Genomic DNA, 11,170 nt, shown 5'->3' on the forward strand with positions numbered 1-11,170 from the left:
CCTTTTAGATTAAACAGCGATGAAATGACGGTTGATCCACGAGTCTTGGTTGGGTAGAGCAGGCTCTACAGGGGATAGCGCGTGGTGTAGTTCTTTGATGCTTTGATCTAAGCGAATGCGTACATCAGCAGCGGGCTCGAAACTGTTGTTCACAGCAGTAAGCTGGCTTTGGGCGGCATACACGCCTTTCAGCACTTTTGGGGTGCCTAGGGCAGCTAGAATGGGCCCCAAGCTATAGTCCAACGCCAACAGGTGCAGTGAGCTACCGGCCGATGCCAGAGCGACTACGGTTTTTTGGGCAAAAGCGTTTTCAGGCAGTACATCCAACAGGGCTTTGAGGCCACCAGAAATGGTGGCTTTATACACAGGGCTAGCCAGAATAATGGCTTTAGCACCAGCAATATGCTGGTGTAGCTCGGTAATGGCCGGTGCATCGTAACGCCCAAAGATCAGGTCTTCTGCGGGCAAATCACCTAGGCGTATGTGTTTCACATGCAGGCCTAACTGTTCCAAAGCGGCCGAGTAGTAGTTCAGTAAACTGGTAGAGCGGGATTTTTTGCTAGGGCTGCCAGAGATGGCAACAACGTCATAAGCTTGGCTCATGCCACTGCTCCTTGCAGCTTTCTGGACGAATGCACAGCGGGAATGGGCAAACCTAAGTGCTCGCGTAGGGTGCTCCCGCTGTACTCCGTGCGGAACAGACCGCGACGACGCAGTTCAGGCAAAACATGCTCGATGAATTCAATTAAGCCACCGGGTAGCCACGGTGCCATGATGTTGAAACCGTCCGCCGCATTACTTTCAAACCAGTGCTGTAGTTGGTCGGCAATATCGTTGGCAGTGCCTACCAGTTGCCAATGGCCGCGTGCGCCAGCAATTTTTAGGTATAGATCACGTATGCTGAGTTGTTCGCGACCAGCCAAATCTACCAGCAGTTGGCGACGGCTTTTAGCGCCTTCGGTTTCAGGAATAGCGGGTAATGGGCTGTCTACATCTACGCCTGTTAGGTCTATACCCAATAGGCTGGACACCAAGGCGAGTCCTACCTCAGGATGTATTAAATTTTGTAGTTGCTCAAACTTTTCTTGAGCATGAGCACGGGACTCACCAATCACCGGAAAGGCACCAGGCATGATTAAGGTGTGATCGGGGTTACGTCCAAAAGCCGCAACGCGATTTTTAATGTCTTTGTAGAAGCGTTGGCCTTCTTCCAGCGTTTGATGAGCCACAAAGATAACTTCAGCTGTAGCCGCAGCAAGACTGCGGCCAGCCTCAGAGGCACCAGCCTGCACCACAACTGGATGGCCTTGCGAGGAGCGGGCCACATTTAAGGGGCCTGCTACTGAGAAAAACTCGCCGCGATGGTGCAAGGAGCGTAGTGAGTTGGGTTTGGTGTAGATACCTGCTTCTTTGTCACCTACATAAGCATCGTCGTCCCAGGAGTTCCATAGGTTGGTCACAACATCGTGAAACTCCTGTGCGCGTTGGTAGCGTGTTTGATGGGCGTAATGTGTTTCTAACCCATAATTTTTTGCTTCCTCACCACTGCTGGAGGTCACCAGATTCCAGCCAGCACGCCCGTTACTAAGCTGATCTAACGAGGCAAATTGGCGGGCTAGGGTGTATGGCTCATTGAATGAGGTGGAGGCGGTGCCAATAACACCAATTTTTTCTGTGACAGCAGCTAGTCCTGACAGTAACGTGAGCGGCTCAAAATGAAAGGATCGCGCACTGCGAAAGAGTGCGGCATTATCCGATTGGCGTACCCCTACGGAATCGGCTAGAAACACGGCGTCGAACTTGGCGGCTTCAGCACGTTTTGCTAAATCCGCATAATGTTGGAAGCTGAAGCTAGCTTCAGCATCGGCATCTGGGTGACGCCAGCCAGCGATATGGTGGCCCGTTTGCATTAAAAAGGCACCTAGCTTTATTTGTTTGTTCTGTGCTTTGCTCATGATCATTCCTTATCGAGTTACCACGCTACGTTGAGACCATTTAAAGTGGTCCACAGCGGGGCTTGTGGTGTGGGAGGGGATGGTGGCTGGGAAGGAGTAGTGCTTACAAAACTGCGTAGGATGTCATCGCGATACGCGATAAAGCGCGGGTCGCTGCGATTGCGGGGGCGGTCCAAATTGATATCCACAATGCGTTGTATCTGGCCAGGATTAGGTTGCATGATGACCACCCGGTCGCCCAGAAAAACGGCTTCATCCACATCGTGGGTGACCAAAATCATAGTGATCTGCTCTTGTTGCCAGATGTTTTGTATTTCGTGCTGCAGACGCGTGCGAGTTAGTGCATCCAGCGCACCTAATGGTTCGTCCAATAACAGGATAGAGGGGCGATTCACCAGTCCACGAGCGATGGCAACGCGCTGTGCCATGCCGCCGGAAATGGCGCTAGGTAAGTGGTTTTCAAACCCCTGTAAACCCACCAAGTCAATGTGCTGCTGCACCCGATCTAGCTGTTCTTGGGTAGATAATTTACTGTTGCGCAGAGCGAACTGAATGTTCTTACTCACTGATAACCAAGGAAGCAAACGGTGATCTTGAAACACAATGCCGCGATCCAGACCGGGGCCGCGTATAGGCGCATCGCTCAAGGTGATGCTGCCTGTGAAGTCGGTGTCTAAACCCAGTATGAGACGCAGTAGCGTAGACTTACCGCAGCCACTGCTCCCCACAATGCTGATGAACTCACCTGGGCGTATCGCTAGGTTGATATCGTTCAGAACTTGTAAGGTGCTTTGGCTATCTGGCTGGTGAAAATGCTTAGAAATATGCTGCAGCGTGAGCGCAGGACTTTGCTGAAGTGTCATAACAGATCCTTGAATGAATGCGCTACTGCGGGAAGTACAGACGCAAGCGTCGTTCTATGAGACGGGCGGACCAGTTCAAGCCGGCGCCAATCAACCCTATGACGGTCATGCCTATCAGCACTAAATCCATGCGAAACAACTCGCTGCCCTCAATCAAGATGGTGCCTAGTCCCGGCCCGGAAACCAGCAGGTACTCCGCCCCAATAGTGGCGAGCCAGGAATAAATCAGCGCGAGATACACACCCGTGAAAATGGCGGGTAACGCAGCAGGCAGAATGACGCGGGCGATGGTTTGTAGCGTGCTGTATTGGTACACACGAGCCACCTCTAGCAAACGTAGCGGTACGGCTTGAATACCATCGGCGGTGTACACCGTGACGGGAACGAGGGCTGCCAATGATAAAAAAACGACTTTGGCGGTGTCGCCCAACCCAAACCAGACAGAAATCAGTGGAATCCACGCGAACAACGAGATCTGTTTGAAGGTGTTGAAGCTAGGGCCTAGCAGTTGCCTAGAGCGTGTGGATAAGCCCAGCGTGATACCCAGGGCTAAACCCAACAACGAACCAATGAAGAACCCACTCAGTTCGCGCGTAAGGCTAGCTATGATGGCACGTTGTAGTTGGCCGGTGCGAAACAGATCCACCAGTTGTTGCCAGACGCTAGCGGGTGAGACCAACAGGGATGAGTGCCACAGTTGTTGGGTGGATGCCCATTGCCACAGCAGCAGTAGAGTTAGCGGTAGTATCCACGGCTCAAGGCGATACAGAGTGTGCTGTAACCACGTTGTAGGATGACGCATTACACAATCCTTGTTTTCGGGGTAGAGGATGTCAATACTCGGCGTTCTACGGCATCAAGTAGGCGGTCTATGAGCAGACCAATTAGCCCCACAATGAAGACGGTTGCCATGACCAAATCCAGTTGGAACAGCTGGCGTCCGTACACAATCAGATACCCCAGTCCTTCGCTAGAGGCCACTAGTTCGACGACCACTAATGAGAGCCATGCCTTGGTGAAGCCCAGGCGCAAACCGGTAAAGAGGATGGGAATGCCAGCGGGTAAGCTCAGGTGTAGAAAACGCTGCGGTGGGCTGTAGCCATGCACCAGCGCAACCTCTAACAAGCGTTGCGGTTGCTGGCGCAGTAACTGGAACGTGCTCATGAGCGTAGGCACCAAAGCTGCTTTGGCGATCAAGATGTATTTGAGCGCTTCGCCTATACCCACTAGCAGCATCACAAAGGGCAGCCAAGCCAAGACCGGGATTTGCACCAGTGCATTGAGGGTGGGCATGAGTAGGCGTTCAGCGTGTTTGGATACCCCTACCACGATGCCTATGGCTATTCCAATGACAGAACCGGCTAGGTAACCCACCACTACACGCCGCATACTGGCTTCTACATGTAGCCAGAGCGCACCGCTATGTAGTAAATCCAGTAAGGCCTCCAGTACATATACAGGTGGAGGCAGTACTTGGGGCGACACCCAGCCTTGCTCTGTACTGATCACCCAAACGGCAAAGAGCAGCACAGGGACTAACAACGCTTGGGCGTACACCGTAGCAGCACGGCTCAGTTGGGAAGCCAAGGGATAACGGTTAGCACGATAACCGCCCACCTGTTGCGCCAGTTTTTCTTGTGGGAGTAGGCTCATGGCGTGCTCTTAGCACTAGGAGTTACACCATCGGCGTCATAGGCTACCCAAAAGTCGGTGAGCTTCTGCTCTTGCAGTGCTTGTTGCAAGAAGCGGTCGTCAAAGATTTGCTCTACATTGACGGGGCGGCGAATGAATTGCAGGTCTTTAGCGTTATCAGCGACGACTTGATAGCGGGTGCGGAAAAACTCGTCCAAAAGAGGACTATTACGTTGTGCGAGAGGAGTACCTTCGAACTCTACGACAAAGGACTCATAGGGCGTTCCGCTTTTGGCCCAGATACGTAGCAAGGCATCACGGTTTTCTTCTTGCGATGCCCAGTGCGAAGCACGTACAAACTCATTCACTACTTTTTGGGTGAGGTCCGGATGATCGGTGATGAAGTCTGCACGTCCTACCAGTGAGGTTTGTCTCGTAAATTTTGGATCTTTGCCGTGGGTGGAGTAGGGCACGGCGATTAAGCCGTCGTTCAGTAAACGTATGTATTCAAACCCACCAAAGGCGGCATCGATGCTGCCGGACACCAGCGCAGCTTGGGCGCTGCCTGTATCGAGGTTGATGCTGCGCAGGTCACTTTCTGTGATGCCGTTATCTAGCAAAAGATTATTAGCGACTAAGTGTCCATTGGTGCCTTTGAAAATGGCGACTTTGCGATCTTTAAGATCTTGAATATTGGTAATGTCTGAATTTTTGGGCGTGGCCAAATACAAATTTGTTCGTTGCCCACTAGCAAGTAAGACTTTGGTATTTAAACCATTGGAAACACCAATAATAGTGGGTAGATCCCCTAAATAAGCAAAATCAATTTGTTTATTAGAAAGTGCTTCATTAACAGCTGGGCCAGCACCTTTAAAGAAAAACCATTGCACTTCAGTATCACCAAAGGCGGATTCCAACCATTTATTTTCGCGCACCACACTGCCAGGTGATCCGCCCCATGTGATGGGGTCGCCGCCACCAGCGGTAGCAACGCCTATGCGTATGGCTTTAGGGGTTTCGGCAGCGAAGCTAGGCGCGACGGTCACTAGCCCTAGACTGATAAGCAAGGGGAATGTGCGTAGTATTCCTCGAACTAAGAACGTACCCAACATAAAAAACTCCATGGTGTGGAAAATTGATTTTTTATATTAGGTGAATAAAATTATTTCAGATAAGAAGTAATCTATATTTAAAAATGTAGAATTAAATAATAAGTAAATTAATTGAATGGTTAATTATTAAATAAAAATTTATTTAATAAAAATAATGAATTACTTAATAAATGTAATTGGAATAAGGAGTGTGTTTGTGAAACAGAAACGCATCAAGCTATACCTGATGGTTATGTCGCTACACGGGTTGATCTGTTTTCTAGGCCATGTGGTTGATTTCATGGCGTTTCATCTCTCACAGCAGGTACTGATACAGGCGGTTTGACGGTATATGTTGTAGTCTTACCAAGTGGCATACGTCTTTATTCGTGTGTTGCTACATTGGAAATGACTATTTCTAATAATCTTCGCTATAATCGCTCCATCAAGGGGAGTAGCTTAATTTCCGCTGCATCGTCATCACGGTAGTACCATGAGTACTCCCGGTGCACGGGTAACACACAGGCTTTGGGCTGTATCGTTACAAGCAAGACCTTGCCGTTAAAGGGCAAGGTACGACTCCAATTCGAGTAAGCCTGTCCTTTTGGACCAGGCTTTTTTTGTTTTTGGAGTGCTTATGTTGGAATTTCTGCAAACGCTTAGTTGGGCGGCTGTCTTTCAGATCATCATGATCGACATCTTGCTGGGCGGGGATAACGCAGTAGTGATTGCGTTAGCGTGCCGTAACTTGCCCGCTAAACAGCGTATGCAAGGGGTGCTATGGGGTACGGCAGGTGCGATTATCCTGCGAGTGATACTGATTGCCTTTGCGTTGACCTTGTTGGCTATCCCGTATCTGAAAATTGTGGGTGCCTTGCTGTTGGCCTGGGTGGCAATTCGCCTGTTGATTCCCGAGGAAGGCGAGCACGGCAATATTAAAAGTGGTGTGTCTATCATGAGCGCCATTAAAACCATCATCATTGCTGACTTTGTGATGAGCTTGGATAACGTGATCGCGATTGCAGGTGCGGCACAAATGGCTGACCCTAGCCATCAGTTGGGTCTTGTGATTTTTGGTCTGTTAGTGAGCATTCCTATCATTGTTTGGGGTAGCACTATCGTTCTGAAGATGATTGACCGATTCCCCATCATTGTGACCTTGGGTGCCGCGTTGCTGGGCTGGATTGCCGGTGGTTTGATGGTGACCGATATTGCCTACACCGAGCGTTTTGGTGAGCCAAGCAACATGGTCTTCTACGGTGCACACATCGCGGGTGCTGTGTTGATCGTGGCGATAGGTAAATGGATGGCAAGTCGCCAAGCTAAAAAGGCAATTACGCCAGCCGAGTAATAGCCACGCATTCTATTATTGTTGTATCAAACAGCCATGGTGCCCGTTGCCATGGCTGTTTTTTGTTTGCCTAGTGAGACGAAAATGGGTTGTTCTTGGTTTTTTCTCATTAATAAATGATAATTATTATCGTTATGTATTTTGAGTGTGATTGTGTGCGGCCATGACCCAGCCTGTGGTGCCAGAGAGAAACTGGCTTCTTCGTTATGCTGAATTATTAGGAGGATGGGTTAAGCGCGCCAACATTCAGCAGGATGCTGAAGACGCTGTACAAGATGCAGCACTCAAAATGTTGGAAATGGGGTCAGTCACACCCAGAAATTCCACGCACTACTTTCACCGCATCGTCATGAATCAGTCGGTGAGCATCTATAGATCTGAGCAAGTGCGACAAGCGCAGAGTGTGGATGATTTGGCTGAAGAGGCCGTACCTACTTCTGCCAGCGCGCAGGAACACTTTGAGGCAGGCGAATTGATGCGTACCATGCAGCGTGCTTTGGCGTTGTTACCGGAGTCTTGCCAAGAAGCTTTCCGGTTGCGTCAGATAGAAGGGCTAAGCAATATCGAGATTGCCCAGAAAATGGGTGTGTCACTCAATATGGTAGAGCGTTATATGATGCGTACCATCCGACATTTACAAGATCATCTATGAGTGTTTTGATGTCTTGTATTGATAGAGGTGGCAGAGCCCATGAGTGACCGTCTAGACCCCAATACCCTGACAGATGCGCGCGATATTGCGGCGTATTGGTATGAGCGTTTCCGCTCGGGTACGGTAACGCCTGAAGAACAGCAACAGTTTGAGGCATGGTTGAGGCTAGATCCACAGCATAGGACTCAGTATGACCGTATTCAGGCGTTGTGGATGGCTACTGAGCAGGCACTGCAGCCCTGTGCGATACCTCGTGCTAGCAACGCACAGAAACCGGTGAAGCAACCACGGTCTCGCAGAGCATTTTTAGGCTATGGCGTGGCACTGGCGGGAGCAACTGGTGTGGCCGTAGTGGTAGGCCCATGGCAGTGGGGCGGCGCTATTACATACCGAGAGGCCTTTACCACAGCACAAGGTGAGCAGCGTAATGTCATTTTGCCCGATAGTTCCAGCATGATGCTGAATACCAATACGGTGGCCGAAGTGCAGTTCAGTAAAAACAAACGTCTGGTGCAGTTGCGGCAGGGCGAGGCTTTATTTGATGTGCAAACCGTAGAAAATGCGCCATTTGTAGTGCAGATGGCGATGGGTTCTGTGCAGGTGACGGGTACACAGTTCAATATTTATCAAGCGGACCAAGGCTTCACTGTGACGGTGCTGGAAGGCTCCGTGCAGGTACAAACAGGGCCGCGTTGGCATCGTGCGCAACAAGCGTTAGCTGCTGGTAGTGCATTGCGCGTTACAGAAGGAATGCTAACAGCCGTACCGGCCGATGCACATAAAGCGGTGGCATGGAGCGAGGGCAAAGTCGTGTTCAGGGGCACGCCGCTACGCGATGCCATACAAGAGCTCAAACGGTATAGCGATGTGTCTGTACGACTGACTACTGCTCAACTGGGGCAGTTGAAAGTATCGGGTGTGTTCAGAGTGGATGACCCCTATGCTTTCTTAGAGGCGCTGCCTCACATTGTGCCAGTTGGTGTGAAAGAAAATACCCAACAGCGGGTGTTTGAAATCTTCCCATTACGTCGAATTTACAATTAGTAACAAAATAAGAATAAATCTCATTCAGGTTTTGAGAAGGCTAAAGCGTCTGTATGCATGAAGAGGTTGTGTAGACCTCGTATCTGTTTATTGTGCATGCTGCGATAGCAGTCATGCATTCATGCAGCATTAAGGATGCGTAGAATCGTGAGTCGTCATACTGCTAATATTGCCTCGCGCCGCTTGGCATGTGGTTCTGTCTTAAGTTTGAGGTTAGTTACTGCTGCCGTAATGTCGGTAGGGATGATGGGGGTGGCAGCTTCGGTACAAGCGCAAGATGCTGCAGTATCCATTGATATTTCTGCTCGCTCGCTGGATGACTCCTTAATAGAGCTGGGTCGTCAAACGTCGCTACAGTTTTTTTATACCCCCGATGTGGTGGGTGGTATTCAAGTGACACCTGTTAAAGGGGTCATGACTCCAGAACAAGCCTTGCAGCGTATGTTGGCAGGTACACCTGTGCAATATCGTAGGCAAGGTAGAAACGTGACCTTGTCACGCGACTCTGCATCAGCAGCCGGTGAAACTACGCAATTAAGCGCGATACGGGTAGCCGGTAAGGCCGCCACAGATATAGAGCCAGCGTATGCCGGTGGACAAGTGGCTACGGGTGGACGTATGGGGTTGCTGGGTAATAAAGACGTCATGGATACGCCTTTTAACGTAGTCAGCTATACCGACCGCTACATACAAGACAAGCAGGCCCAAGAGCTATCTAGCATCATTGCGGCCACTGACCCCGGCGTGTTCAATAATGGTGCATCAGGCATGATTATGGACAGCTTCAGCTTGCGCGGCTTTTCGGTCAGCAACAGCGATATAGCTTTGGGTGGGCTGTATGGGATGGTGCCTTACTGGCGCATCACACCTGAGTTCGTTGAGCGGGTAGAAGTACAAAAGGGCCCAGCAGCGATGCTAAATGGCATGCCTCCCGGTGGGTCGGTAGGCGGTAGCATTAACTTGGTGCCTAAGCGTGCAGGCGATGAGCCTTTGGCGCGCCTAACAGGTACGTATGCCGAGGAGTCCCAGTTCGGTACTCACATAGATTTGGGTAGACGTTTTGGGGAAGATAAGCAGTTTGGTGTGCGATTTAATGCTATGTACCGAGATGGTGACGGTGCGGTCAATGGACAGTCTAAGCGTGCAGATTTGGCGTCTTTAGGGTTGGATTGGCGCACCGATCGCGTACGTATTTCCGCAGATTTGTATACCAATAAAGATCATGTTCGTGGGTTGAATCGCGGTATTTCTCTTGACAAAGGTATGGACGTTCCCGAGCCTCCTAAGCCTGATACGCTCTTGGCGCCGGACTGGACGTTTTCCACTACTGAAGATAAAGCTGCCTTGCTGCATGCGGAAGTGGATATTACTGATCGCACCATGGCGTATGCCAATTATGGTCGTAGCAAAACTAAATTCAACTCCTTAGCGAGTTCTGTGTATACGGTTTTTAATGAGGAAGGGGATTATAAAAATAATGTCTCTTTCCAGCGCATGATCTATAAGAAAGATTCCGCCGATGCGGGTATACGTACGCAGTTCAATACGGGTTCTATAGGTCATGAACTAGCTTTTAATGCATCCTATTATCATCATGATTACTACTTTGGTTTTCAGCGCAATATGATGCCTACTGATTGGATCACGAATATCTATGATCCAAAGTGGGGGCCAAAAGTAGATACCAGTTTTAGATATGCCAGCTTGCCTAAAAGTGGTGAGGTAACGATCACCAGTTTTGGCGTGGCTGACATGCTGTCTTTTTTTGATGAACGACTGCAGCTAACTGTGGGTATACGTCATCAGAATATTGTCAGCGATACCTATAACACGGTGACTGGGGCACGTTCCGCACGCTATGACGAGGGTGCATACACCCCAACTGTTGCTGTGTTGTACAAAGTCACCGATCAAGTGTCGCTATACGGTAATTACATTCAAGGTTTGAGCCAAGGGGCGACAGCACCCGTGAATGCAGCCAACGCAGGCGAGGTTTTTGCACCGTACAAAACCAAACAGCACGAAGTGGGTGTGAAGTGGGACAGTGGCAGCTTGATTACGACACTGAGTGCCTTTGAAATTAAACGCCCCAGCAGCTACACCGACCCCGTCACGAATGTTTTTTCGTTTGATGGTGAGCAGCGAAATCGTGGGTTGGAGTTCGGGTTTATGGGCGAGCCTAGCACCGGCTTGCGTGTGCTAGGCGGTGTGGCCTATACCCAAGCCAAAATGACGCGTACGGCAGGGGGGGTAAATCAGGGGCGCTTTGCTACCTCCACACCGCGTTGGCAAGCTAAAGCCGGTGTGGAATGGGATTTCCCATACTTGAACGGTCTGACCTTAACGGCGAATGCGGTAGCAACATCTAAACAATACATTAATGTGGATAACTCGTTGTCTGTAGCGGGTCGTACTATTTTTGACGTTGGGGCACGCTATAACACCGTGGTCGCGGGTAGAAATGTGACTCTGCGCGCGCAAGTATTAAACGTAGGGAATAAGGCGTATTGGGCTGGCTCATTAAGTAGCGGTTTAGGCGCACCTCGTACCATTATGTTCTCGGCTAGCGTGGACTTCTAAGC

Annotated in this window: 10 protein-coding genes; 4 read left to right on the top strand and 6 right to left on the bottom strand. The window is 50.1% G+C overall.

The annotated features are described in order from the left end of the window. Window positions 1-9: 9 nt before the first annotated feature. From ssuE to ACLO87_RS00515, 6 genes are read right to left on the bottom strand one after another with little or no spacing between them, the layout of a single operon-like run. Window positions 10-603, bottom strand: a complete 594-nt coding sequence (gene ssuE, locus ACLO87_RS00490; protein ID WP_430222478.1) for an NADPH-dependent FMN reductase — start codon at window positions 601-603, stop codon at window positions 10-12. After that, window positions 600-1,961 carry an LLM class flavin-dependent oxidoreductase gene (locus tag ACLO87_RS00495; protein WP_430222479.1) on the bottom strand — a complete coding sequence of 454 codons (1,362 nt, stop codon included), beginning with the start codon at window positions 1,959-1,961 and terminating at the stop codon, window positions 600-602. The genes ssuE and ACLO87_RS00495 overlap by 4 nt, the downstream gene beginning before the upstream one ends. Before the next feature lie 11 nt (window positions 1,962-1,972). Further along, the gene (locus ACLO87_RS00500) at window positions 1,973-2,818 is read right to left on the bottom strand and encodes an ABC transporter ATP-binding protein (RefSeq protein ID WP_430222480.1); all 846 of its coding nucleotides are present in this window, start codon (window positions 2,816-2,818) and stop codon (window positions 1,973-1,975) included. A gap of 22 nt (window positions 2,819-2,840) precedes the next feature. Then, a complete protein-coding gene (locus ACLO87_RS00505) occupies window positions 2,841-3,620 on the bottom strand; it encodes an ABC transporter permease (RefSeq protein ID WP_430222481.1) in 780 nt (259 codons plus the stop codon). Then, on the bottom strand, window positions 3,620-4,471 hold the full coding sequence (locus ACLO87_RS00510; RefSeq protein WP_430222482.1) for an ABC transporter permease: 852 nt from the start codon (window positions 4,469-4,471) through the stop codon (window positions 3,620-3,622). The genes ACLO87_RS00505 and ACLO87_RS00510 overlap by 1 nt, the downstream gene beginning before the upstream one ends. Next, entirely contained in the window at window positions 4,468-5,562 is a 1,095-nt protein-coding gene (locus tag ACLO87_RS00515; protein ID WP_430222483.1) for an ABC transporter substrate-binding protein, read from the bottom strand. The genes ACLO87_RS00510 and ACLO87_RS00515 overlap by 4 nt, the downstream gene beginning before the upstream one ends. 616 nt (window positions 5,563-6,178) lie before the next feature. Here ACLO87_RS00515 and ACLO87_RS00520 point away from each other — a divergent pair. The 4 genes from ACLO87_RS00520 (at window position 6,179) to ACLO87_RS00535 (ending at window position 11,168) form a co-directional block, all read left to right on the top strand. Then, complete coding sequence (locus ACLO87_RS00520; protein WP_430222484.1) at window positions 6,179-6,892, top strand: TerC family protein; 714 nt, start codon at window positions 6,179-6,181, stop codon at window positions 6,890-6,892. 163 nt (window positions 6,893-7,055) lie between these two features. Next, window positions 7,056-7,544 (top strand): RNA polymerase sigma factor, encoded by a 489-nt coding sequence (locus ACLO87_RS00525; RefSeq protein WP_430222485.1) that lies wholly within the window; start codon window positions 7,056-7,058, stop codon window positions 7,542-7,544. Between the two features lie 39 nt (window positions 7,545-7,583). Next, a complete protein-coding gene (locus ACLO87_RS00530) occupies window positions 7,584-8,588 on the top strand; it encodes a FecR family protein (protein WP_430222486.1) in 1,005 nt (334 codons plus the stop codon). Window positions 8,589-8,735: 147 nt separating this feature from the next. After that, on the top strand, window positions 8,736-11,168 hold the full coding sequence (locus ACLO87_RS00535; RefSeq protein WP_430222487.1) for a TonB-dependent siderophore receptor: 2,433 nt from the start codon (window positions 8,736-8,738) through the stop codon (window positions 11,166-11,168). The last annotated feature ends 2 nt before the right edge of the window (window positions 11,169-11,170 follow it).

The sequence above is a fragment of the Paenalcaligenes sp. Me52 genome (assembly GCF_050487965.1).
Classification (GTDB): domain Bacteria; phylum Pseudomonadota; class Gammaproteobacteria; order Burkholderiales; family Burkholderiaceae_B; genus Paenalcaligenes.

Bases quoted from the DNA above. Each gene is read 5' to 3' on its own strand.
- ACLO87_RS00505 (WP_430222481.1), bottom strand. From the start codon at position 3,620: ATGCGTCATCCTACAACGTGGTTACAGCACACTCTGTATCGCCTTGAG.
- ACLO87_RS00510 (WP_430222482.1), bottom strand. From the start codon at position 4,471: ATGAGCCTACTCCCACAAGAAAAACTGGCGCAACAGGTGGGCGGTTAT.
- ACLO87_RS00495 (WP_430222479.1), bottom strand. From the start codon at position 1,961: ATGATCATGAGCAAAGCACAGAACAAACAAATAAAGCTAGGTGCCTTT.
- ssuE (WP_430222478.1), bottom strand. From the start codon at position 603: ATGAGCCAAGCTTATGACGTTGTTGCCATCTCTGGCAGCCCTAGCAAA.
- ACLO87_RS00520 (WP_430222484.1), top strand. From the start codon at position 6,179: ATGTTGGAATTTCTGCAAACGCTTAGTTGGGCGGCTGTCTTTCAGATC.
- ACLO87_RS00530 (WP_430222486.1), top strand. From the start codon at position 7,584: ATGAGTGACCGTCTAGACCCCAATACCCTGACAGATGCGCGCGATATT.
- ACLO87_RS00500 (WP_430222480.1), bottom strand. From the start codon at position 2,818: ATGACACTTCAGCAAAGTCCTGCGCTCACGCTGCAGCATATTTCTAAG.
- ACLO87_RS00525 (WP_430222485.1), top strand. From the start codon at position 7,056: ATGACCCAGCCTGTGGTGCCAGAGAGAAACTGGCTTCTTCGTTATGCT.
- ACLO87_RS00515 (WP_430222483.1), bottom strand. From the start codon at position 5,562: ATGTTGGGTACGTTCTTAGTTCGAGGAATACTACGCACATTCCCCTTG.